Here is a 24,644-nt window from a genome sequence, read left to right as displayed (position 1 = left end):
TAAGGAGGAGCTGTATGGAAGAAATCTGCTTTCCTTATCATAAAGTGATTCAACAGAAGCTGGTTAGATCCATTTTGATCCCGGTGGCAATATCGGGATTCTGCCTGTTGGTTTTCACTCCTTTTCTGTTGATTTTTCTGATGACAAATCAGACAGCTGACGAAGCCAGACAGGCTTCAGAACAACTTACAGAGAATTTTCAGGCTTACCGTCAGGGAATGGAAGACATCCGCAAGGAACCCCATATCCGATCTTTTTTAAAAGAAGGAAAAGATGCTATCGAAGTATATCAGATTTTATATTCTCTGCGTAACCGTCTTCCGCTTGAGGCCTATTTTGATCTGGAAAGTCGGGATGGGCAAGTGCTTGCGACTCACAAATCACCGATCCCGGATAATCGGGGAAATCCCGTCCTGCACTATGAAATTGATGAACATTCAGGGATTATTGGAAGTACAACGAATTCCGGAATGATGACGACGGATCCGATTGTTTTTACACTGGCTTGCAGTATCAGGGATGATGAACAAACTTTGGGATATCTGTTTTATCACTTCACACAGAGGCAGCTGAGTTCAATTTTAAGTCGTGTCAGTTCCGATTTTGTCTTAATTAATCGAAGCAAGCGTGTCCTGCTCAGCGAAGATCAGAAATTCATCCCCTATCAGCGATTGGATGAAAAACCACTCTTCTGGAAGTTGGTGCAAATACAGGGACAGACAATGCTTAAACAACAGATTGAGCTTCCTCTGTTTGGGTTATCGCTCTGCATCCTTAAACCGCTGGAATCCGTTTATGCTTTAATGCGGATGGAATTAATTGTATACTTACTGGTATTTGCGTTATGTGCGATATTCATCAATAAGATCAGTCGGATGACGGCGCGGACGAGTCTGAGGAGTGTTGATAACCTCTTCCTTTCTTTGCAAAATTACGCGCAAAGTGGCAAACTGGAATATCTGCCGGTAGAGGAAAATGAAATGCGTCCGATCGCTCAACAGTATAATCGCATTCTTGATGAGGTTAAGCAGTTGATTGATCAAAATGATGAATTGCAGAAGCAGACGCGGATTGCACAAATCAGACAGCTGCAATCTCAATTTAATCCTCACTTTATTTTCAATACGCTTGATACGATTAAATATATGATTATGTTTGATCAGGATAAAGCGGAAGATATGATTGTCAGATTATCGAAATTACTACGCTACTCGCTTGATGCCTCCGAGGATTCTATGGTTGATCTGGATCAGGACCTTGCCTATATTGAGGACTATCTGCAGCTGCAGAAAATCCGTCTTGGCGATTCGTTCCTTTATACAATTCAAGCTCCAATCCACTCGAATCTGAGGATTCCAAAGATGGTGATCCAGCCCATGATTGAAAACAGCTTGTCCCATGGATTTGTTCAGGATAGACCATTTCATCTGGATATTCAGATCGTACAAAAAGCGGAAAAATTACAAGTCATCGTTAAAGATAATGGCGAAGGCATGGACGCTGCCCAGCTTATGCGAATTCGTGAAAATCTTGATTCGCTGCATGAGGATTACCGACATATCGGAATTATGAACAGTCACAAACGAATTCGACTGCATTTTGGAAACGGCTGCGGAGTACAGGTCGACAGTCGGCTGCATGAAGGAACAACGATAACAATGACCATGCGTGCAGTGGGAGGAAAAAAGGATGATTAAAATTTTAATCGTAGAGGATGAAATTATTTTGCGTCAGGGTTTTCGTCAATCTTTGGATTTTTCCCGTTTAGGTTGTCAGATATGCGCCGAGGCACGGAATGGAAAAGAGGGATTGGAAAAGATTTATCAGTATCATCCTGACATTGTTTTTACAGATTTAAAGATGCCGGTGATGGATGGATTGGAAATGTTGCGTTTATCAAAAGAACAAGAACAATATGAAGCTGTGATTTTAACAGGATATGGAGAATTCAGTTATGCGCAGGAGGCGATTTCGTTACAGGTTGCAGAATATCTTTTAAAGCCATTCAACAGGAAAGAACTGGAGAGCGTTCTGATCAAACTGATAGATCGGATCCATAAAAAACAGACGGAAACAGGAGCTTCGCTGCCTCAGTCTGTACTTGAACTGATGACGATTCCAGAGGGGTGTTCAGATTATGTTTGTCGAGCTGCTCAATGGATTCAGGATCATTTTGCATCGCGTCTGCGGGATGAGGAAGTAGCAGAACGCATGGGTGTCTCTGCTGATTATCTTAATCGGTTATTCCGTCAGGAAACCGGTTTGACATTGCATCGCTACCTCATTCATTATCGCATCGCTCAAGCTTGCTTGCGGATTCTTGAAGGAAAAGATAAAATTTATGAGGTTGCCGAACAAGTTGGGTTTAATGATTATAAATATTTCTTCCAAGTCTTTACACGATTAATTGGTGTTTCGCCAACGCAATATAAGAAGAATCATCCGTAGACATTTGATTAATAAATAATCATACTTTAAAACCGCCGATAGTTCAGGCGGTTTTTTTGATGACGCAAGAATTTGAACTTAAAACTGAGAAATATCAAATAAATAGCGGGTATTTCTTTATCATCTGGGAAAAACGGAATGACTTTTGATTCTTGATTTGGTGGTTATCCCAGACTATGATAAAATAAAGATCGGAATGAGGAACAGATATGAAGATCAAGGAAATTATCGTCGTTGAAGGAAAAAAAGATACGGCTAATTTAAAACGCTGGCTGGATGTGGACACGCTGGAAACCAGCGGCACCGGTCTGAGTGAAGCGACGCTGGAACAGATCCGCCAGTGGGCAACGACCCGCGGCGTGATCATCTTTACCGATCCGGATACCCCGGGCGATCAGATTCGCCAGCGCATCAACAATGCGGTTCCCGGCTGCAAGAATGCTTTTCTGCCCTCGGGTAAGGCGTGGGAAATCGTGCGCGGAAAACGGAAGGTCGGTGTGGAACATGCCGGGAAACAGGAAATTCTGGCCGCTTTGGAGCATTGCCTGACTTATGAAGCGGATGGGGAAAATACGCTGAGCTGGTCGGAGTTTGTAGAGCTGGGATTAACCGGCCTGCCGGACAGCGCTCTGCGGCGCAGGGAAGTTGGAAACCGATGGCATGTCGGTGAAGCCAATGCCAAGACGTTGTGGAAGCGTCTGAATATGCTGAAAATCACAAAAGCGATGTTGGAAGAACGGAGGGACGCCGGTGAATAAGCCCATTGCTACAATGGCCAGAACGAATGAAATCTTAGCGAAATATGACCTGTACGCAAAAAAGAATTTTGGTCAGAACTTTATTATCGAACCGGGAATCGTGGAAAAGATCGCGCGGTTATCCCAGGCGGATGCGCGCAGCGCCGTGATCGAGATTGGTCCGGGGATCGGCGCTCTGACGGAACAGTTAGCGAGAGTGGCCGGACAGGTGCTGGCGTTTGAGATCGACGACCGCCTGATCGAGGTGCTGGCCGATACGCTTTCCGATTACCCGAACGTTGAGGTCAAACATCAGGACTTTCTGGAAGCAGACCTGAATGCGACGGTGGCGAAGCTGAAAACGCAGTCGGATCAGGTTCTGGTCTGCGCCAATTTACCGTATTATATTACGACTCCCATCTTATTTAAAATCTTTGAAAGTAAGGCGGATATCCCGGTGATCACCGTGATGATGCAGAAGGAAGTCGCCGACCGCTTCACCGCCGCGGTTTCGACGAAGGATTACAATGCACTGAGCGTGATCGTGCAGTATCAGTATCAGGTTCAGACAGTGATGAAGATTCCCAAGACGATTTTCAATCCCCGCCCGGCGGTGGACTCGGCCGTCGTGCAGTTTACCCGCAAACTGCCCCAGCGTGCAGCACGGGATGAAGCACAGTTCTTCGCGCTGGTCAAAGGGTGCTTCAAACAGCGCCGCAAGACGCTTTACAACAACTTCCGCGAATATCTGCAGGATAAGGATGAAGCTGCCCGACTGTTGAAGGAAGCTGGCTTACAACCTTCGCTGCGGGCGGAAACGATGACGCTGGATCAATTTCTCGATCTGTATGAGGTGACGTATGAAACAAAGAGCTTACGCGAAAATTAACCTCTGCCTGGACGTCGTGCGCCGGCGAGAGGATGGGTATCATGAACTGGAAATGATCATGGCCCCAGTGAATCTCTACGATACGCTGAACTTTGAATTCAGCGACGAGCTGCGTTTACAAAGCAATGTGCCCTATCTTCCGTTAGACCGGCGGAATACGATTGTGAAAGCGATCGAGCTGCTTCGTGAGGAATATGGTTTCAAGGAGAACTTTGAGATCACGCTGCAGAAGCACATTCCGACGCAGGCCGGCATGGCCGGGGGCAGCACGGATGGTGCGGCGGCGATCCGGGCGCTGAACAAGATGCTTCAGCTGGGAATGGATAATGAGAAGATGGTCGAAATCGCCAAGAAGGTTGGAGCGGACGTGCCGTTCTGCCTGCGCAGCCGCCCGGCGTTTGTGACGGGCATCGGCGAGAATCTGGAACATTTCCGCGTGCATACGCCGTTTTATCTCTTGTTAGTGAAGCCATATAAGGGTGTGTCCACGAAGGTGGCCTTTGAAACGCTCGATTTCAGCTGTGCCGAACATCCTGACTGCCGCAGGATGCGCGAAGCGTTGATCGGCAACGACTATGACGGTGTGCTTCAATCTCTGGGCAACACGCTGGAACAGAGCGCGTTTAAGCTGGTGCCGCAGATCGCGACGATCAAGCAGGAGCTGTTGGCGCTGGGCTTCGACGGGGCGCTGATGTCGGGCAGCGGATCGACGGTGTTCGCGTTAACACGCGATCCGGAGCTGTTGGAAAAAGGAGCGGCGGCGATGCGGAAGAAAGCGGCGTTTATCCGCAAGACGGAACTGCGGCCGCAGGAAGAGTTTCCCTATAAGCGTTATGACAGGTAAATTCAGAAGAAAAGAATGATTGCTTACTGCAAAACTGGGATTGATCGCAGAGGTTGGAAAAAGGAAATAAACAGGAATGAAGCTGAGGTCCTTGCAGTGAATATGAATCTTCCATCAAAGAGAAAGAACGGCAGAAATGAAGCGGCAATCATCAAATAGATCGAAAAAGAACAGGAAAATGACAAATTAAAAACATTTGATTTCGTCTTGACAGGAAGCCAATCCGGAAGGATGGATATGAATTCCTGTCACAGGCGGAATCCGGGAAACGTACGTGTAATGTTAAAATTAAATCCGTTTGAGATAAAGGATGGAGATTCTGATTATACCCCTGAAGAATGCAGTGACGAACACTGTGTTCTTTTATTTTTGAAGGATTGACCTGAACGATTTTCAGGTATCCAGTCAGCCGGAAGAGAACATGAAAACGGAATGTAAGCCCCTTCATTCAGAAACCCGGGACAGGAATTAAGGAAACAGGCCGGGAATAACTGTAAAAAACAGGAAATCCAGGGAAAAAACATCACTTTAGGCTTTTTTTAAAGGGCGAGTTTGAGTAAAATAGACTATGGAGGACGATGGATAATGAAATCTGCAATTATTATGGCGGCGGGCAAGGGGACGCGTATGCACTCCGAGCTGCCGAAGGTGATGCATCCGGTCTGCCAGAAACCGATGCTGGGGCATATCCTTGACAATCTGAAAAAAATTCAGGTCGACAAGATTGTAACTGTTGTCGGTTTTGGCCACGAACAGGTGGAAGCTGCAATGAGCGGGCAGTGTGAGTTTGTGCTTCAATCCCCTCAGTTGGGAACCGGCCACGCGGTCATGCAGGCGGCGCCGATTCTAAGCCAGGCAGAAGGAAAAACCTTAGTCGTCAATGGGGATTGTCCCTGCATTCAAAGCGCAACCTATCAGGGGATGCTGGACGCCCTGGATCAGTGCGGCATGGTCGTGTTAACGGCAGTGCTGGACGATCCGAAACAGTACGGCCGGATTATCCGTAACGCTGAAGGCATGATTGAGAAGATCGTGGAATTCAAAGACTGCACGGAGGAACAGCGGAAAATCACGGAAATCAACACCGGCATCTATTGCTTCGACAATCAGGCTCTGTTTGAGCATCTCAAAGAAATCCACAATGACAACGCGCAGCAGGAGTATTACATTACGGATTTAGTTGAAATTTTCAACCGCCATGGGTTAGGCGTCAAGGCCAAGATTGTGGAAGACAGCTTTGAAGCCAGCGGCGTCAATGACAAAAAAGAGCTGGCGCAGGCAACCCGCTGGATGCAGAAGCGGATCAACGAGCATTGGATGGAGGAAGGCGTCACGCTGATCAATCCGGACAGCACGTATATCGGACCGGACGTCGTCTTGGGCAAAGACGTCACATTGTATCCGAACGTCTATCTGGAAGGCAACACTGTGATCAACGACGGGACGACAATCCTTCCGCAGTCGTTTCTGGTTAACGCCGTGATCGGAAAGAACTGCACGGTCGACAGCTCGCGCATTACCGACAGCATCGTTCATGACGAAGTTAAAATTGGTCCTTACGCTCATCTGCGGATGAACTGCGAGGTTGACAGTAAGAACCGGATTGGCAATTTCGTCGAATTCAAAAACACCAAGTTCGGCTTCGACAGCCGCTGTGCGCATCTGACGTATCTGGGCGACAGCGAGATCGGATCGAAAGTCAACATTGGCTGCGGCGTCATCACCGTCAACTACGACGGGAAAAACAAGTTCCACACAGTTGTCAAGGACGGAGCCTTTATCGGCAGCAACGTCAATTTGATCGCGCCGGTGACGGTCGGCGAAAATGCCGTCGTCGCTGCGGGATCGACTGCGACTCAGGATGTGCCTGATGGGGATATGGCCATCGGTCGCGTACGCCAGGAAAACAAGCCGGGTTATGGTCTTATCTACAAAAACAAAGAGAAAAAATAAAAGGAGAAAACATGATCGAGAATGCAATTGTCTTCGCACTGTCCAGCAGTGTTGAACTGGCTCAGGAAATCGTAGAATACCTGGGCTTACCAATGGGAAAGATTTCTGTTAAGCATTTTGCCGATGGAGAAATTATGGTGGAGCCGGAGGAAACAGTTCGCGGCCGTTCCGTTTATATCGTCCAGTCGACATGTTCGCCGGTTTCCGACCGTCTGATGGAAGTGCTGATCGCGATCGACGCCTGCAAGCGCGCCAGCTCAGGGGAAATCACCGTCATCATGCCGTATTACGGGTATGCGCGCCAGGACCGTAAAGCGCGTGCGCGCCAGCCGATCACCGCGAAGCTGGTTGCGGATCTGCTTCAGACTGCTGGGGCGAACCGCGTCGTGACGATTGACCTGCATGCGACCCAGATTCAGGGCTTCTTCAATATTCCAATCGACGATCTGAGCGCCGTTTCGATGATCGGCCAGTATTTCCGTTCCAAGAATCTGGAGAATGTCGTCGTCGTTTCGCCGGACCATGGCGGAACCACCCGGGCGCGCCGTCTGGCCGACTGCCTGAACGCGCCGATGGCAATTATTGACAAGCGTCGTCCGAAACCGAATGTCGCGGAAGCGATGAACGTGATCGGCGAGGTCGAAGGCAAGACCGCGATCATCGTCGACGATATGGCGGATACTTGCGGCACGCTGATTGCCGGCGTCAACATCCTGAAGGAAAAAGGCGCGAAGGAAATTTACTTCGCCTGCACGCACGGTTTGTTAAGCGGACCGGCGATCGAACGGATTCAGAATTCCTACATTAAGGAAATGGTCATCACCAACACGATTCCGTTAAGCGAAGAAAAGAAGAACGGCACGGATAAGATCACGCTGCTGTCCGTCGGCTACATGCTGGCGAAGACGATCGAAGCGATCCAGCTGAAGAATCCGGTCAGCGCCGTTTACGATCTGTTCAACGACTAAACTGATTTCTCAAAAACGGGAATTTCCGAAAACGACGCGCTCTTGTGCAAAACGGGGCCGTGGGTTCAGGAAACGCCCGTTTTTTCTTTGGTCAAACGCAAAAGCGTCAGCGTGAGGAAAGCGGACGTGGTATAATGAAAGCGACAGAAACCGACAGAGTTCGACGCAGGTTGTCGATTCCGGGCTGGAGGCAGGTTCATGAGTAAAAAACAAAATCAGTCGATCATCCGCAAGATGATCAGCATCACTATCGTCGCTTTGATTCTGGGGGCAGTTTGCTTCTTAGGCGGCGTCCTGCTGGCGCAGCGCAGTCATTCCGGCAAGACGACGGTGACCAGCGACACCTTGTTTCAGCAGCTGCGTTCCGTCAGTCAGCTGACAACGGTGGAATATCATTACACGAATATGGGTAAATTTGAAAAAAACGCTGATCTCAACGGCTGGACGATTCCGCTGACCAAAGCCAGCTTTATTTTGGCGTATGACGGTAAAATTACAGCCGGGGTGCGGCTGGACGACGTTCAGATCGACGTTGTGGACAAGACGATCACGATCACACTGCCGCCGGCTCAGATTTTAAGCCATGAGGTCGACGAGGCGAGCATTGAGGTCTACGATGAATCTAACAATCTCTTCAATCCGATCAGTATTTCGGATTACGCCGCATTCTCGAAGCAGCAGAAAATCGTCATGGAAGACAAGGTGATTGACGGCGGTCTGCTTGAGGAAGCGCGAAAAAAAGCAGGCGAGGTGATCAGCCAGCTGTTGACAACGGCCAATCCGGAATATACGATTCAGGTTCAGGAAGCGAAAGCGGCGTGAGGTACAGCTTCAAATAGCGGCATCCAAAAGGGTAAAGATAAAAAGAAGCAAGGTTTCCCTGTGAAGTGGGGAACCTTTTTTTTGTTTGAATTTCGCTTTTGAAAGAGTGCATAAACACGAAGGACGTTTCTGGTTATGGAAAAAAATTACCACTTTTTTCACGGCAGTTTCCGTGTCATGATGAAGTTTAACGTCGAAGAAGCACCAAAATTGTCCGGGAAACCGCGACATGTTTTGGTATGGTTTCTTGTTTGGACTTTGATTATGATGAAACCGAAGAAAGGAAATGCCTATGGAAGATCTCAATGAACGCCAAATTCAGATTTTGAGATTGTTGGCGGGGCAGACGGAACCGCTGCGGAATCCGGAACTGGCCCGGCGCTTTGGGTGTTCGATCAAAACGATCCAACGGGATTTCAAGCGCATTGAAATTCTGGGGTTGTCGCTGGGATATACGCTCTTACGCAGCAGTCAGGGAATTGTGCTGGACTGCGGCAATGCGGATCGCGGCCGACTGAACCGCTGGATTTACGGCGGGGATCGGCTGAGCTCGGGAGATTCCGTGGAAGACCGGCGACGCCGGATTTATCTGGGTTTGCTTCTCAACGCGCCTCAGCCCACGACAATCCGCAGCCTTTCGGAAGCGTATTATGTCGGAAGCAGTTCGATTGTGAACGATCTGGCCGCCATTGAGCAGCGGATCCGCGAAGCCGGACTGACGCTGAACCGCACGCGCGAGGGAACGTACATCACCGGAGGCGAGTTGACGATCCGCAATGAAGTTACGGAGGTGCTGAACCAAAGCCGCCATTTCCAACTGCTGCCGCCAAGCGGACTGCCAACACGCCTGAACGAGGAAAACCGGATGGTGCTGAGCGGAATCTACGGCGCTCAATCGCTGCGTCAGGTAGAACAGTGCGTGGGTGAGATCGAGGAAGCGATCGGTGTGATTCTCGGCGATATTTACTATATCAATATTGTTACGCACATCCTGATCGCGATGGAACGGATGCGCCGCCGGCGCTACATCAATCCCGGCGGCGTGATGAATCCGAAGCTGATCAATCCGCTGATTTATGAAAAGATTGCCGCATGCATCCAGAATTTCTCGCAAGCAGTACAGATTACGTTTCCCCCTAACGAGCTGTTATATATTTACACCCATTTTATGGGCTGCGGGGTCGGTGAGCTGCCGCAGCGGGAAGTGATCGGTCAGACGCTGCAATGCTCCCAGCCGGAAGTTCTTGCGTTCTGCGAGGAACTGATTCAGCGGATGGAAGCGGAAACGCAGGTTCAGTTTTCACAGGACGCGAATCTGTTTTACAGCCTGCTTCTGCATATCAATTCGATGATCACGCGAATTCAGTACAACGTCCGGATCGTCTGTCTGTTAAAAGAGAAGACGATCGCGGAATTTCCGCAGATGTACGCGCAGGTGAAAACCGCGGTGCTGGAGCTTAAGCAAAAGTATTATCCAAAACATTTTATTTCTGAGGATGAGCTGTGTTATCTCTGCCTGTATTTCCAGCTGGCGCTGGAGCCGAAGACACCGCGCCAGCGGGTACTGTTAGTATGTTCGACCGGTATCGGCACCTCACATTTGTTGAAGAAACGGGTAGCGACCGTCTTTCCGGAATTGGAGATCGTCGATGTGATCTCGCTGCGGCAGCTGAAGCACCGAAAGGCAGCCGATCTGGATTTCATCTTAACGACCGTCGGTATTGATTTTGAAATTTCCTGTCCGAGCGTGACGGTATCCGCGCTGCTGGATCCCAAGGATATCGAGGAAGTCCGGCGCTTGCTGAACGGATAAAGAAAGGGACTCTTATGTTGGATATCAGAGAAGTATTAATGGAAGAAAACGTCAATCTGGAACTGGAAGCCAGAACCAAGGAGGAAGTGTTCACGCAGATGACGCGCATGCTTTATGAAAACGGCGCGATCCGGGAGGAACAGCCGTTCATCGACGAGCTGGTTCACCGCGAAGCGGAAGGCGTGACGGGAATTGGCGAGGGGATCGCGATTCCTCATGGCCGTTCCGCTGTCGTGAACCGCAGCGTCATTGCGATCGGACGCACCCGTGCCGACGTCAGCTGGGAAACGTTTGACGACAAACCGGTTCGCTGCATTATTATGTTTGCGATTCGCGATGTGGATATGTCGCAGCATATCATGCTTCTGTCCCATGTCGCCCAGCTGTTATTGGATAAGGACGTGATTGACACACTTCATCACGCCCATACGGTTGAGGAAATCGTCACTGTTTTAAGAAAGGAGGAATCGGAATGAAGATCGTCGGAATTACTGCCTGTCCAACAGGGATTGCGCACACTTACATCACGAAGAAGAAAATTATCGAAGCGGCGAAAGTTTGCGGCTATCCCTGCCGGATTGAAACGCAGGGGTCGATCGGCGCGGAAGACGAGCTGACGGCGCAGGAAATTGCGGAGGCCGACGTCGTGCTGCTAGCGGTCGACGTCAAGATTACCGGGGAAGAACGCTTTAAAGGCAAACCGGTCGTGCGCTGCCGGACGGAAGACGTCATGCGCAACACGGAAGGCTTCTTAAAGAAGATCGAAGCGACGTTGAAAAACCATCGCTGAGATCCATGGCGGCGGATCATCGCCGTGGAAAGTCCGGGACAGGAACACTTGTCCCCACAGGATCATGAAGCGATTGGCGTAACGGACTTCACGGTGGTCCGGCCTTGTCAGAAAACAATACAGTTAAAAGAAAAGAGGGAGAGTTTAATGAATTGGAAAATCATCAAGAAACACATCATGACCGGGATTTCGTTTATGGTTCCGGTCGTCGTCGGCGCCGGGCTTTGCCAGGCACTGGGCGTTATTCTCGGCGGTCCGAATGTCAAGGACGCCGTCGGCAGTTTCGCTTACATCATCTACAAGGTCGGCAATCTGGGGATGTCCACGATGATCATTCCGGTCATCTGCGCCGCGATATCCTATTCCATCGCGGATAAGCCGGGCATTGCGCCGGGGCTGGTCGTCGGTTTGGTGAGCGCGGAAATCAAGGCAGGCTTCTTAGGCGGATTGGTCGGCGCGTTTTTAGTCGGATATGTCGTCAACGCCATGAAAAAATATATTCATCTGCCGGATTCGATGAAGGGACTGATGCCGATTCTGATCATTCCGTTCTTCGCTTCGCTGATCTGCGGCGTGCTGATGTTTACGGTGCTGGGGACGCCGATCGCGTATTTCATGGAGGCGATGACGCAGTTTCTGGCGAATCTGTCAACCGGTTCCAAGTTTGTCTACGGCTTCGTCATGTCGGCCGGTTCGGCGTTCGACTTCGGCGGTCCGGTCAACAAGACGGTTTCCTTATATACGACAGCGATGTTGGCGGATGGAATTAATGGGCCGAAGGCGTGCCACATGGTCGCGTGCATGATTCCGCCGATGGGCGTGCTGATCGCCTGGGGATTAGCGAAGATTTTCCGCAAGCCGATTTATACGAATGATGAGAAGGAAAATCTGAAAGCCTGCTTCCCGATGGGGGTATGTATGATTACCGAATGCGTTATCCCGTTGGCGATGAACGATCTGTGGCGGGTGGTGCTGTCCAGTGTTCTGGGCGGTTCGATTGCGGGTGGTCTGTGCATGGTATGGGGCGTCGAGAGTCCGGTTGCCCATGGCGGCTGGTTCGTCATTCCAACTTTCACTAACCCGTTGGGATTCGTCGCGGCTTTAGTGATTGGCAGCGTCATCATGGGCGTTGCATTGTTTGTTCTCAAGCGTCGTTTAACACCGAGTCAGGAAGCCTACGGCATTGATTATACGCAGGCCGACGACGGCGAAGTCGCCGAAGTCAACATCACGTTCTGATCAGAAACAGGAGGGATTTATCATGTTAATGAACATGCAGGAATTTCTAGCCGTCGCGGAAGAACATCACTTCGCGGCCGGCGCCTTCAACGTCACGGAGGTTGCGAATTTCCGCTGCGTCGTGGAAGAAGCAGAAGCGCAGAAAGCGCCGACGATCATCGCGATCGCCGTCAATGAGCTTGACTTCTGCGGCCCTGAATTTTACAGCTATGTCCGCACGCGGCTGTTGGAAAGTCCGATTCCGTTTGTGCTGCATCTGGATCACGGCCGCACGCTGCAGGATATTCTGCGGGCGATTCAGGCCGGATTCACTTCCGTTATGTTCGACGGTTCCGAGCTGCCGTATGAGGAGAATGTCCGCCAGACGAAAGCGGTTGTCGATCTCGCCCATCTGGTCGGCGTTTCCGTCGAAGGGGAAGTCGGAACGATCGGGATTATGAACTATTCCGATGAAGGGGGAGTCGATCATATCACCTACACCCGGCCGGAAGAAGTTATTGATTTCACAGCGAAAACCGGCGTCGACAGTCTGGCGGTCGCGATCGGGACTTCGCATGGCTTATATCCGGAAGGCTTCGTGCCGAAGCTGCAGCTGGACTTGTTGAAAGAATTGAAACAGGTCAGCCCGGTGCCGTTGGTGCTGCACGGTGGTTCAGATAATCCGGATGAGGAAATCCGTCAGGCATGTCAGATCGGTATCCGCAAGGTCAACATTGCCAGCGATTACAAGGCAGCCTATTCACGGAAACTGAACGAAATCATGAATGAAACCGGCGAATTCAAGTTCTCAACCTTGATGCCGAAGGGTTTTGAAGCGGCGCGCGCGGTCATCCGGCACAAGATGGAGCTGTTCGGCAGCGTCGGCAAAGCGTCTGCTTATTGGGAGAAATTTCTATGAAAAAGATGGCGATCATCCATACCAGCGCCGTGTCGCTGCAGGATCTGACCGCCTTGTGTCAAGCGATCATGCCGGAGGTGGAAATCATCAACATCATCGACGACAGTTTGTTAGCGGAGGTCAAGCGGAACAACGGGATCACCCCGGCCGTGATCAGCCGGATGTGCCGTTATGTTCAGTCGGCGGAATCGTTAGGTGTTGATTTGATCTTCAATCAGTGTTCCTCGGTCGGGGAAGCCTTTGCGATTGCCAGCCGGTGTACGGCGATTCCCACGCTGAGAGTCGACGAACCGATGGCGGAAAAGGCAGTGAGTCTGGGTGCGCGGATCGGCGTAATCGCGACGGTGGCGTCGACGGTAAAACCCAGCTGCGATCTGATCCGGACGACTGCCCAACGGCTGGGCAAGGAAGTGGCCGTGCAGGAATATCTGGCGGCGGAAGCGCTGGACATTCTGATGAAAGAAAAGGATGTGGATAAGCATAACCGGATTGTTCTGGCGATGATTCAGCGGGCAGCGGCAGAAAACGACGTCGTTGTGCTGGCGCAGGGCAGCATGATCACCTTGCTTCCTTATTTAAATGAAATGACCATACCAGTGCTGACCAGCCCGCGCTCAGGCATCGAGCGCGCCTGGTCGATGCTGCAGGAGAAAGAGTGAAGTCCATGGAAGAAAAAACTTATTTTCACAGAGTGAATGAACTGACGCCGACGCGGTTCTGGATCAATAATGTGACGCAGGAAGAGGCGAAGCGGGCCTTGGCGGAAGGGGCGTGCGGCTGTACGCAGAATCCGGCGTATGTCTGGAAGATGATGCAGCGGGAAAGCGAGCTGCCGGAAATCCAACAGTTAATAATGCGGCTGCGGGATCAAGGCGTCGCCCGGGATCAGATTTTGATCGCCGTGCAGCGGGAGCTGGTCGGCCGCATCGCCAAACTCTTTTTACCGCTTTATCAACAGTCGCAGGGGCGATGGGGATATGTCAGTATTCAGGGGGATCCGTTCCATGAGGATTGCGATTCGATTGTAAAGACCGGGTTGTTCAATCGGGAAGCGGGCGAGAATATTATGATTAAGATTCCTGTTACGGAAGAAGGGTTAAAAGCCATCAGTATTCTGGCGGCTCAGGGCGTACCGATCAATGCGACGGAGGTGATGTCGGTTCGTCAGGCCATGGATGTCGGTCGGGTATATGCGGAAGCGACAAGCCATTGCGTCAGGAAGGCACCAATCTATTACTCGCACATCACGGGAATTCTGGACGAATATCTGTATAAAACAGTACAGGAAACGGAGGTCGCCATCGCCTCAGATGTGTTGTTTCAGGCCGGTATTGCGGCTACGAAAAAGACCTATGCGATGACCCGGACCCAATATCCGGATGTCGGCTTCATCGGCGGCGGTGCGCGGGGACTGCATCATTTCACAGAGATGGTAGGCGCTCAGGCTTGCGTTACGATCAACTGGAAGGGGACTGCCGATCAGTTGATAGATCAGAATCCGCCGGTGATCGAGCGGTTTGCCCAGCCAACGCCGCCCGCCGTGCTGGATGAGCTGCTTGAGAAGCTCCCGGATTTCCGTAAGAGTTATTGCCTGCATGCGATCGAACCTTCGGAATACGAAGCTTTCGGACCGGTCGTCCTGTTCCGTTCGTCATTTGAATCGGCGTGGAAACAGGCGCAGTCCTTGATTGACAGTTTAATCGGCTAATTTGATTATCCCTGGCTGAAAACAGTCAGGGTTTTTTGAATGATTCCCCCGGAAATCAACGATCAACGACGAATTTCAGCGCAATCGTTCAAAATCGTGCGAAGAATTAAAAATATGTTATAATATTAGCTTTTATTTTTGCGCTTAATTTTGAATGATAATCTTGAAAATCGGCGATAAACGATGAAATTCAGAGTTATCATTCAAAAACGTGCACGAATTAGAAAAAGTGATATACTATTTGGCTTTTTTGTGAATGCTTGGATTAAAAATCAACGATAAACAATGAATTTCTCAGTGATCATTCAAAATTAAAAAACAGTTACCATTTCATGGTATAATTTATTTTTATGATCAATGTGACTCTGATAAAAGAGTATTTTTGATGATCCGCAGGGTGAAGGCTGGTATTCTTTCAGCTTAAACGACCCGGGAGGAAACGATCCTTAAGCATTGAGCGTCATGGAGTGAATTGGGAAAATTGTGATTTGTTCCCATGGGTTTAATTTTAAGAAGATGAAAAAAAGCGAAGCTGGATGATCAGATCGCTTTTTCTTTGGGTTCGGTTTTTACGCAGCCGCCAATTCAGCTTCAGGCGTCATTTCGATGAACTGATCAAGATCAAATGAGTACAGATAGGCGCGGATTCTTTTGTCCGGAATCATTTCGCGCAGACAGCGCAGATAAATTGAAATCTGCCGGGCATACAACGTTTTTAACTGGTCGGCCTGGGCATGACGATCACTCTTGAAATCAATCAGTATAACTTCATTTTCATCCTGTGCGACATAGTCCATCTGCCCCTGAATTAATTCGTTGCCGGAAAGGACGGCGAAGGAGAATTCCTTTTCAACGGACATTGTTTGACAGTGCTGAAATAACGGCTGTTTGTTCAGCTGAAGCAAAAGAAGGATGTCAGAACGTCTTATTTCCGGAAGCAGGCCGCGGATCTGACTTTCCGTCCAATCTCCTTCCGGCAGGCGTTCCACCGCTTCATGCAGCTGGATGCCCCGCTGAGCTGGCCGGACAGCTTTACTTTTTGGAAACAGCGCAGGAATATATGCGGTCTGTTCTGTTTCCGACGGCGTCAGGGTGACCGGTAAGGGCTTTTCTTCCGTATAGCGCGGCAGGGAGATGACCGCTTTGCGGCGGTGCTGAAGCTGCTGGACCTCCCAGCGATCTTCAATCGTCCGGACTTTCCAGAAGCTGGAGTTACTTTCGCACATCGCGGATAAAATCAGGTCCGTCGTCCCTTTGCGTTCCAGCAGCGTGTTCATCGTTACCGGTTTATGCGGCAGCTCGCCTTTGATCGTATCGACCAGAATCATCTGATTCTGCGCCCGGGTCAGGGCGACGTAGAGAATCCGGATATTTTCTTCCAATTCTTCCAGCGTGATTTTATATTCGATCGCCTGCCGGATCGCGGTCGGCCGCTTAAACCGCCATGGCAGCTCCAGCGCCGGCAGGCCGATCCCCAGATCCGCATCCGCAATGCACGTTTCTTTTTTATCCATAATGTCGATCCGGCTGCTCGCCCAGTAAAAGACGACAGGAAACTGAAGACCTTTGGATTGGTGAATGGTCATCACTTTGACAACGTCGTCCTCATTGCCAACGGGAATGGCTTCGGAGGTTTTTTCCTCGCTCACCTGGTCGATCATCGCGAGAAAGCCGGTCAGCGAATCGGAATGCTCGGCGCTGTATTGTTCCGCTTTCTGGCGAAGCAGGTCACAGTTGGTCCGCTGCTGAGCGGTACAATGCTCTTCATAAAAGTGATGAATCTGAAACAGCGCGTCAAGCAAAGCGCACAATCCCAGCTTTTGTGCGATGTCGTTTAACCGCTGCCGGTCAGCGACCAGCGGATGATGTTCTTCTTTCAGGATATCGAAGATCGGCCGGCGCTCCCGCTTCATTGCCAGACGTGCCAATTCCTCGTCATCCGCCTGATAAAAGTCAGAGGATAACACGGCGGTTAACGATAAATTATCGGCCGGATTGATCAGAATTCGAAACCAGGAAAGCAGAATCTGCATTGCTTCCGATTGATAGAACCCTGCTTTCGCGTCGATGTAATAAGGAATGCCTGCCTGATCGAAAGCTTGCTTCAAATGGGATTTAACCGCATGGGAACGCACGAGCACGACGTAATCTTTCCATTGCCGGAAGTCTGAGGTTTCGTGCATCGTTAAGATCTGTTGGGCGATGTACTGCGCTTTGATCTGATTGGCGGCGAGATTTTCCGCCCCCTCATCCTGATCCTTCAGCGCTTTGGTCATCAGCGCATGGAATTCAACCGGATAGTTGTCCTGCTTCTGAGCCGGAGCGCCGGTTTTTACGCAGTCGTGATCGGTGTATTGATCGGAACAGCCGGGAATGTTCATCAGCCGCAGAAACAGATCATTGTTGAAATCGACGATCATCTGCTTGGAACGGTAATTGCTGGAAAGGTGAATAAAACAATTTTCCGGCCGGGCGTCGTTCATCAAATTGCGCATGATCTGCGGCTTTCCGCCGCGGAACCGGTAAATCGACTGCTTGACGTCGCCGACGCGGAAGACGTTTGCGCCGCGGGAAATCAGATTGATGATCGCATTCTGCAGATCATTGGAATCCTGGAATTCGTCGACCATGATTTCATCAAAGCGCTCCTGATACCGCTTCGCGGCCAGATTGTTTTCCGCGGTTAAAATCTGATAGGCGAAATGTTCCATATCATCGAAGTCGATCCCTTCCTGCGCTTCCTTCAGCTGTGCATACAGCGCAAGGTAGTCGAGCGTCAGCGCCGTTAACGGCTTTATGATCGCATAGGTCAATGTCAGGTCGGAAAGCAGGGTTTCCTCGGTATAGGTCCGGCTGACAAGATCCTTTGCCAGCGCGTTGAGCTGTTTGCGCAGCGCGTTGAAATCCAGCGCGTCTTTCAGCGTACTGATCTTGGTCTGGATCGCGCCGAACAACGCGCGGCGGTATTCCCGGTAATCGTAATTTTTCGCAGCTTGAATCGCCGGCGCCAGCTTGCCAAGGAATAGAAGAACCTCGTTGGCCTGCTTTTCTTTGTCGGGATACGCGTCGAATAATATCCGCTGCATCTGGACGGCGCAGTCTTCCAGCCGTCCCGCTTCTACGGCGCAGCTTTCAAAGAAAGCTTCTTTTGCCGGGGAAGGCAGCTGATCGAGACGGGCGATCGGCGCGTAAGCTTCCGCTGCCGTTCGGATCCAGGCTTGCGGATCCTGCGACCCGGACGCTTTGGCCGAGATCGTCAGCACCGCTTTCTTCAGCTCGGATACATCCTCACTGCGGCTGGAAAATGTTTGCAGCAGTGTCGTAAACTGCCCGGGATCCTGCGCCATCTGCTTCCGGCAGGCGTGGGTAAACGCCTGCTCCTTCATCTGCGCTACTGCCGCATCGTCAAAAATCCGCTGGATGCGGGCCGGGTTTAGTCCGATCAGGGCGTAGTCGGCTTGAATGATCGACAGACAGAACGAGTGAATCGTGCTGATATGCGCGCTTTGCAGCAGGATCAGCTGCTGGCGGCAATATTGCGCTTCCTCTTCGTCCAGATCGGGTTCCTGCAGCTTGTCGTTCAGACTTTGCAGCAGTCGTTTTTTCATTTCGCTGGCTGCTGCTTCGGTGAAGGTCATCGCGACGATGCGGTCGATGCTGATGTGGTCTTCGAGCATCCGTTTCATTAACCGCGCGACCAGGACGGTTGTCTTGCCCGCTCCGGCTGAAGCAGAAACCAGAATGTTATGATCGGTCGTATGAATCGCCTTGAGCTGTTCCTCACTCCATTGAATCGCCATCCCGCACCTCCTTTCCTTCTTCTTTGCCAACCAGCGCCGCCGGTTTTTTCGGCGCTTTGCGCAGCCGGCAGACAGGTTTGAAATCACAGAATAAACATGCGCCTTCAACCGGATCCAGCTCTATCCGGCCTGCGCTGAGCTGTTGGACCAACAGCTGGTAAAGTTCCAGAATCAGTGCCTGGACATTGTCGAAGTCTTTCAGGCTTCGGACTTTGACCTGACCGTCTTTACAGGTTAGTCCCTGTACGTGCGTGCCGTCGTAATCCAAACCTTCGCACTCCTTCATCGTCCAGCCCTTGAGCTGATGGCTGCTTTGCAATTCGCTCATCCATTCATCGCGGTCAACGTCTTCAATTTCCATACGCCGGCCGTTCAGCGAAGCTTCGCTGACGCTGATCGTTTCATTTTTTAAGGAACAGTAATACGCGCCGGCCGGTTGCAGCCCGAGCTTGCGGACGGCAATGATCAGGTAGGTTAACAGCTGCAGCTGGAGTCCGGCTTTGACCCTGGCTTCGCTGAGTGTTTTGGCGGAGCTTTTGTAATCCAGAATCCGCAAGTCGTTGAGGCAGGTGTCAATGCGGTCGATAATTCCATTTAAGCGCACGGTGACGCCGCCGGTTTCAAGCAGATCTTCTTCAAAGCGGAGTTCCTGAAAGGCGGGTGCAAACGAAGTGTTTTCCTCCATGGCGGCCAGCGCCTGAAGCAGCTGCTTTAAATTCAGCTGCATCCGCCGCTGAATCTGGTCGATTTCGGCATGTTGATCAGGAAACAGAGCGTCGAGCTGCTGGAAATAAGGATTCAGGATCGCGTTTATTTCTGTTTCGCTGAGGCTGGCGTAAGCCTTGCCCTGAGACCGGATACCCTGTTCCAGCAGCGCGTGCTGGATCGTACCGGTTATGGCGGCATCTACCGTTGTCAAACTGCCTCTGGATAAGCGCAGACCGCTTTTGAGGAAGTAGGCATAAGGACATTGGAAATAAGTTTCAAAGGAAGAAATACTGCCGCGCAGCACATGATCCGGGGCAAACAGACGGCGGGCGGTATCCGGCGATAGCTGATGCCGCTGATCGGAATAGACCTCGTTTTGAACCAGCGGCCACAGCACGGCGCGGGTGGCCGCGCGCTGTTCAATTTCAAACGCGACGTCCCAGCTCTTGCCTTCGTAGTTGCCGGCAGCGTAAGAATAGATCAGGCAGTGGGATGCGCTGGTGTAGATCCATTCCAGCTGGCGAGTGTAATGATCGTAGCGCTCAGCCTGGGATGGCATCGAAGTGGTCTTCAGATAATCCTCGTCAAAGATCCCGGTGGCTGCGATATTTCCCGGGAAACTATTCTGATCCGCGCCGAAAAGAATTGTCAGCGGCCGGCAGGGAAGCGGATGCTTCAGATCGGTGATCGCGATTCGGCCGTCGACTTCTTCGCTGATTTCCAGCTTTTTCTGCGCAAGCAGCGCCATGAACATGTCGAGAGCTCCCGGCTGTTCCAGCAGATCCCAGCAATCCTCCAGCGTGGTCTTCAGATTTAATAACGCCCGCCGTTCCAATTCGTCATTTAAGCAAGAATGCTGACGAAGCAGTTCATAGCAGCGGGTGAGCTTTTCGCTCAGCGGGACATCCTCCAGCAGCGGAAGCAGCCAGGGAAGCAGCTGTTCATGCACGCTCTGAGCCTGCGATTCCAGCCGCAGCAGATTTTCTTTTTCAATGATATTGAGCAGTGTGTTGCTTTCCAGCGCCTGCTGTACATGCGTGAAAACCGGCTTGCACAGATCGTTCAGGTCAAAAACAAACTGTGTCAGATACTGAACATACGCCTCGGAAATCAACGTCGGATAGGTTTTCAGCTGCAGCGTTGTCAGAACCGCCGCGATTGACGGCGCGCGGGTCAGCGACACCAAAGCGTCAAAGCAGCGCAGGATTTTCGATGGTTTCTGATAAGCAACCTGGGCCGCCGGCAGCTGGTAACGGGTCAGTACGGAGCGGACCAGCCCGCCGTCGCGCTGACTGTTGCACAGAATGATCATGACTTCCTCCGGCTTCCATTGCTCGCGCAGCAAAAGCTGGGCCAGCCCCTCTGCTTCCTGCCGGGAATTCAGCGCCTTGTAAAACCGCGTTGTCCGCGGCTGCGCCTGCTTCAGCGGCTTGAACCGCAGCCCCTGCGCCTTCAAAGCATCAAGTAAACGCTGCTGATGCAGATCCTCGATCCAGCCGGGCGTGCACTCGGCCCCGCTGAAATCGAGCGTCTGGATTTCGGCGAGAAAACGTTCTTCCTGCAAATGTGTAAAAGGAAGATCGGCGATCAAGGCCAATAACGCCTTCAATTCCCGCTGCCCTTCGCTCTTTTCCGGCAGCTCAGCCAACGTCAGCCCGTAATCCTGCATCAGTCGCCGAAACGCAATCAGCTGGCGATGAAAATCAGGATAACGCACCATTTTGCGATAGACCCGGCAAACGCTCTCTGCCCCCTGAATCCGCATCGACGCCATCAGACTGTCCCGCGTCGCGTTTTCATTTGCCATCGCCTGCGCACGGATCAGTCCGGATACCGTCCCGAGGGCATAATGCGTCAGAAACCGCCCGTTCTGTTCCTGAATCTTCGCTTTGATCAACAGGCTGTGCAAATACCCCGGCGCCAGTAAATTTGGAATTTTCATGATGATCGCCTCCGCTGTTTTCAATATGCTTCATTTTATCATAGAAGCCCGTCCGCGGCAAAAGCCAGAACTTGCCTGAAAACGCAAAAACAGACGAATTTCAGGTTCGTCTGTCAGCGATTAATCAACAAAAGTGTCTGATTCTCGTCCATCGCCAGTTTTTCAAGCGTCGGATGCGAAGCTTCAACGATCAATGGGGCCGATCGCATGCCATCGTCGTCCATTGTATATGTTTTTCCTTCCCGCATGCCCCGCAGAAGAATCTTCAGCGCCGTGCGGAATTTGTCCGAACTGCCGTGAATCGCAACGATATTGACGGTTTTAACATATTCGTAATTCGGCGGATTAAGCTGGTCGTTATAGCGTGGTTCATACTCGCCCGGCGGCAGGATCAGCTGCAAACTGCCGTAGCCCAGCTTTGGATTCTCGCGGAAAACGATCTCGTCAAAAGCAAACGATAAATAAACTCTGTCCAGATCATCCGTTTCCATCAGATGGATGATTTGCGGCTGAAACAATTCCGGGAAATCCTGGCGGATCGGAACCTCTTTAAAACTGGAGAATTCGACCATCGTCAAGGGGACGCCAATGCCTGTGATCACCACGCTGATGATCAGCGCGATCAACAGCGGCCGTTTTTTCGTCGCCGGATGCACGATCCGCCACAAGGCGGCGACCGCCGTCTGGAAAATCCCGATCAAACCCAGACAGATCAACATGAGGCCCCACAGCTTCGCGCCTTGAAATAACAGGAAAACCAACAAGCCGAAGGCAAAGCAGAACGCAAACTCGCCCAGTCCCAGCGGAATCAGAATCATCAGCGTGATCAGCTGGACGATCCCGATCATCAGCCGGGCGGCAATTTTTCCAATCCCCCAGCCCTGCTTTTCAGCCGTTTTTTCCTCATTATTATAATAAGGGTAACGGCCGCGCGGCTGAATCAGCGGATCGATCGGATCTTCCAGAATCCGCGGTTCGTCGAATTCCTGACTGAACGCCTCGTCGATTTCCGCTGCGATCTGCTCTTCCGTCTTCGCCGCCGTTTCCGCCTGGGCAAAGGCTTCTTCCTCTTTGCGCTGCTGCGCTGCTTCGTTTTCCGTCTTCGCAAGATTTGAATTTACAGTTTGCGGGACGCCGCTTTGGGGAGAGCAGGCGTCGTCATGGCGCCTGCCGAAATTGAACCGGAGCGGTTTTTCAAACAAATCCCGAAGGGTGACCGGCTTGTTTTCCAAACCCTGAGAAATAAAGCTCGCCATCAGCAGGACGACCAGGCAGAGATAAATCAGGTTGATCGCCAGACGAACGAAGAAGTTCAAAGCTGCCGCTAAAAAGCCCGGCAGGATGGCGCGCAGAAGACTGACGATCAGGGCTTCCAGCAGGGAAAACGGGATTTTCATCAAACCGACGATCACCAGTGCGATCAATACCAGCGCGATCAGCCGGATCATGGCCTCGACGCTGAGGGTGTTGAAGTGTCCGGCGAAGTAGCTGACCACGGAGTCGATCCCCTGGGTCATCACGTCCACCACATTGTCGATGATATCCCGGCTTGAATCGCGGGTGTACTTTTCGTTGATTTTGTACGCGCTGAGAATTTCCCGCGCCAGATCGTCGAGGTTGCCGAAGTCGGCGACCGCTTCATCCTCGGTTTTGCCTTCCTGCAGCTTGTTGTCGATATACCCGGAATACTCGTCCAGAATATCCTGGATTTCATCGCGTTTCAGCAGATGCAGCTTGTGTTCTAATTTATCAAGAAATTCCTTCTTGGTCATCGTGATTTCCCCCTTCCAGGAATAGATTTAATTGCTTGGAAAATGCCAGCCATTCCGTTTTGAGCTGATTCATCGTTGTCAATCCCAGCGCGGTGATGCGGTAATACTTGCGCGGCGGTCCTTCGGTAGATTCCACCAGGTAGGTTTCGAAATACTTTTCGTTGGTCATCCGCTTGAGCAGCGGATAAATCGTGCCTTCGTTGACTTCGACGACTTCGCAGACCCGCTTGACCAATTCGTAGCCATAGATGTCGTGCTGACTGACGACAACCATGACGACCAGATCGAGCACGCCTTTTTTAAATTGTGCGTTCATGGCGATCCTTCCTTCTGATTACCATGCTAAACCCACTACTTTGCATTGTCAAGTAGCTAAACAAGATAATTTTGCCAGTTTTTACGGCTTGGGGACAAATTTTACTTTTTTTTATTGCCTGATTGTGATAAAACAGATATAGAAGAAACGAAACAGGGGGACCAAACGAAATGGCAATTTATCAAATCTTAGAAGAAATTAAAGATGTCAGAAAAGAAGGAGAGCTGTGCGAGTTCAACGGCTACCTGGAAGATTACCTGGAAGTCATTGATTCTTCCGAAGATCAGCCGATGAAGGATATCCTGCACGCACTGTTTGAAGAAAATCATGATTTGAAGATCTGCGTGAATCTGCGCGCCGATATCAACCGGCAGGTGATTTCCAATCAGATCATCCGGTATAAAGATGCATTTAAGCTGCAGGGGCATCCGGTGATCTGCCCGATCATCGTTTATGGCAAGCAGGACGATGCCGAACGCGCGCTGATCTTAGTCAAGCACAGCGACCGCAGCTATCTGTATGCCAAGGGTCTCTATTATACGCTGACGGAGCCATACAGCTTCCTGGCCGACTGCAAGAACGAGCTGGTCGCAGTGACCGCCGAGAGTGTCGACGGCGTTCTGGCGACGTTCCGCAAGCTGTTCAGCGTCAAGGCCGGCGCACTGCAGCGGGAAGCGGACCGCAGCCGTTTCTCCAACTATGAACAGCTGAAGAAGGATGCGCTGGACGAAGCGGAAGCCGTCAGGGAAAATGCGGAAACCGAGCTGCACGAAGCGGAAGACAAAGAAGCGGCGATCTATTCGCTGGTTGTTCGTTGGTTCTTGTTGAAAAAAGTGGTTTACGTTCAGTACATGGTCAATAAAGACATGCTTCAGAACGTTCATGAAGGCAACATCAAGAAACAGCGCAATCAGGCGAAGATCAACGCTGACGAAATCCCGTTCATCTCTTACAGCGAACTGTGGAGAAGCATCTAACCCAGTAAATCAAGCGGCAG

At 51.0% G+C, this 24,644-nt stretch carries 20 protein-coding genes; 16 read left to right on the top strand and 4 right to left on the bottom strand.

The annotated features are described in order from the left end of the window. Positions 1 to 14 precede the first annotated feature (14 nt). From BQ7364_RS12855 to BQ7364_RS12785, 15 genes are all read left to right on the top strand, one after another. Complete coding sequence (locus BQ7364_RS12855; RefSeq protein WP_072685109.1) at positions 15 to 1,697, top strand: sensor histidine kinase; 1,683 nt, start codon at positions 15 to 17, stop codon at positions 1,695 to 1,697. Beyond that, positions 1,690 to 2,448 carry a response regulator transcription factor gene (locus tag BQ7364_RS12850; RefSeq protein ID WP_072685108.1) on the top strand — a complete coding sequence of 253 codons (759 nt, stop codon included), beginning with the start codon at positions 1,690 to 1,692 and terminating at the stop codon, positions 2,446 to 2,448. Before BQ7364_RS12855 ends, BQ7364_RS12850 begins: the two co-directional genes overlap by 8 nt. A 209-nt stretch (positions 2,449 to 2,657) precedes the next feature. Continuing rightward, a complete protein-coding gene (gene rnmV, locus BQ7364_RS12845; RefSeq protein ID WP_072685107.1) occupies positions 2,658 to 3,206 on the top strand; it encodes a ribonuclease M5 in 549 nt (182 codons plus the stop codon). After that, complete coding sequence (gene rsmA, locus BQ7364_RS12840; RefSeq protein WP_072685106.1) at positions 3,199 to 4,074, top strand: 16S rRNA (adenine(1518)-N(6)/adenine(1519)-N(6))-dimethyltransferase RsmA; 876 nt, start codon at positions 3,199 to 3,201, stop codon at positions 4,072 to 4,074. Before rnmV ends, rsmA begins: the two co-directional genes overlap by 8 nt. Further along, the gene (locus BQ7364_RS12835) at positions 4,046 to 4,918 is read left to right on the top strand and encodes a 4-(cytidine 5'-diphospho)-2-C-methyl-D-erythritol kinase (protein ID WP_072685105.1); all 873 of its coding nucleotides are present in this window, start codon (positions 4,046 to 4,048) and stop codon (positions 4,916 to 4,918) included. Before rsmA ends, BQ7364_RS12835 begins: the two co-directional genes overlap by 29 nt. Positions 4,919 to 5,503: 585 nt before the next feature. Continuing rightward, positions 5,504 to 6,871, top strand: a complete 1,368-nt coding sequence (gene glmU / locus BQ7364_RS12830) for a bifunctional UDP-N-acetylglucosamine diphosphorylase/glucosamine-1-phosphate N-acetyltransferase GlmU (RefSeq protein WP_072685104.1) — start codon at positions 5,504 to 5,506, stop codon at positions 6,869 to 6,871. 11 nt (positions 6,872 to 6,882) lie between these two features. Beyond that, on the top strand, positions 6,883 to 7,839 hold the full coding sequence (locus BQ7364_RS12825) for a ribose-phosphate diphosphokinase (protein WP_006058059.1): 957 nt from the start codon (positions 6,883 to 6,885) through the stop codon (positions 7,837 to 7,839). Positions 7,840 to 8,037: 198 nt separating this feature from the next. Then, on the top strand, positions 8,038 to 8,661 hold the full coding sequence (locus BQ7364_RS12820) for a DUF4230 domain-containing protein (protein ID WP_072685103.1): 624 nt from the start codon (positions 8,038 to 8,040) through the stop codon (positions 8,659 to 8,661). 292 nt (positions 8,662 to 8,953) lie between these two features. Next, a complete protein-coding gene (locus BQ7364_RS12815; RefSeq protein WP_072685102.1) occupies positions 8,954 to 10,474 on the top strand; it encodes a BglG family transcription antiterminator in 1,521 nt (506 codons plus the stop codon). Between the two features lie 14 nt (positions 10,475 to 10,488). After that, positions 10,489 to 10,950 carry a PTS sugar transporter subunit IIA gene (locus BQ7364_RS12810; RefSeq protein ID WP_072685101.1) on the top strand — a complete coding sequence of 154 codons (462 nt, stop codon included), beginning with the start codon at positions 10,489 to 10,491 and terminating at the stop codon, positions 10,948 to 10,950. Further along, positions 10,947 to 11,264 carry a PTS fructose transporter subunit IIB gene (locus BQ7364_RS12805; protein WP_072685100.1) on the top strand — a complete coding sequence of 106 codons (318 nt, stop codon included), beginning with the start codon at positions 10,947 to 10,949 and terminating at the stop codon, positions 11,262 to 11,264. Before BQ7364_RS12810 ends, BQ7364_RS12805 begins: the two co-directional genes overlap by 4 nt. 147 nt (positions 11,265 to 11,411) lie before the next feature. Beyond that, on the top strand, positions 11,412 to 12,503 hold the full coding sequence (locus BQ7364_RS12800; protein ID WP_072685099.1) for a PTS fructose transporter subunit IIC: 1,092 nt from the start codon (positions 11,412 to 11,414) through the stop codon (positions 12,501 to 12,503). A gap of 22 nt (positions 12,504 to 12,525) precedes the next feature. Further along, a complete protein-coding gene (locus BQ7364_RS12795) occupies positions 12,526 to 13,401 on the top strand; it encodes a ketose-bisphosphate aldolase (protein WP_072685098.1) in 876 nt (291 codons plus the stop codon). Continuing rightward, positions 13,398 to 14,060 carry an aspartate/glutamate racemase family protein gene (locus tag BQ7364_RS12790; RefSeq protein ID WP_072685097.1) on the top strand — a complete coding sequence of 221 codons (663 nt, stop codon included), beginning with the start codon at positions 13,398 to 13,400 and terminating at the stop codon, positions 14,058 to 14,060. The genes BQ7364_RS12795 and BQ7364_RS12790 overlap by 4 nt, the downstream gene beginning before the upstream one ends. 5 nt (positions 14,061 to 14,065) lie before the next feature. Continuing rightward, positions 14,066 to 15,109: a transaldolase family protein gene (locus tag BQ7364_RS12785; protein ID WP_072685096.1), complete on the top strand. Its 1,044-nt coding sequence runs from the start codon at positions 14,066 to 14,068 to the stop codon at positions 15,107 to 15,109. A 569-nt stretch (positions 15,110 to 15,678) separates the two neighbouring features. Here the strand turns inward: BQ7364_RS12785 and BQ7364_RS12780 are convergent. The 4 genes from BQ7364_RS12780 to BQ7364_RS12765 form a co-directional block, all read right to left on the bottom strand. Further along, positions 15,679 to 18,909, bottom strand: a complete 3,231-nt coding sequence (locus BQ7364_RS12780) for a UvrD-helicase domain-containing protein (RefSeq protein WP_072685095.1) — start codon at positions 18,907 to 18,909, stop codon at positions 15,679 to 15,681. Continuing rightward, positions 18,890 to 21,559: a PD-(D/E)XK nuclease family protein gene (locus BQ7364_RS12775; protein WP_072685094.1), complete on the bottom strand. Its 2,670-nt coding sequence runs from the start codon at positions 21,557 to 21,559 to the stop codon at positions 18,890 to 18,892. Before BQ7364_RS12775 ends, BQ7364_RS12780 begins: the two co-directional genes overlap by 20 nt. Before the next feature lie 113 nt (positions 21,560 to 21,672). Continuing rightward, positions 21,673 to 23,331, bottom strand: a complete 1,659-nt coding sequence (locus BQ7364_RS12770) for a DUF1700 domain-containing protein (protein ID WP_072685093.1) — start codon at positions 23,329 to 23,331, stop codon at positions 21,673 to 21,675. After that, positions 23,309 to 23,647: a PadR family transcriptional regulator gene (locus BQ7364_RS12765; protein WP_072685092.1), complete on the bottom strand. Its 339-nt coding sequence runs from the start codon at positions 23,645 to 23,647 to the stop codon at positions 23,309 to 23,311. Before BQ7364_RS12765 ends, BQ7364_RS12770 begins: the two co-directional genes overlap by 23 nt. 170 nt (positions 23,648 to 23,817) lie before the next feature. On the opposite strand from BQ7364_RS12765, the gene BQ7364_RS12760 reads away from it, so the two are divergent. Continuing rightward, positions 23,818 to 24,624, top strand: a complete 807-nt coding sequence (locus tag BQ7364_RS12760) for a hypothetical protein (protein ID WP_072685091.1) — start codon at positions 23,818 to 23,820, stop codon at positions 24,622 to 24,624. Positions 24,625 to 24,644: the final 20 nt, after the last annotated feature.

Source organism: Holdemania sp. Marseille-P2844 (assembly GCF_900120005.1).
In the GTDB taxonomy this organism is placed as follows: domain Bacteria; phylum Bacillota_I; class Bacilli_A; order Erysipelotrichales; family Erysipelotrichaceae; genus Holdemania.
The sequence above is the reverse complement of the archived record's forward strand: the minus strand, read 5'-3'. Positions and strand labels throughout refer to the sequence as shown.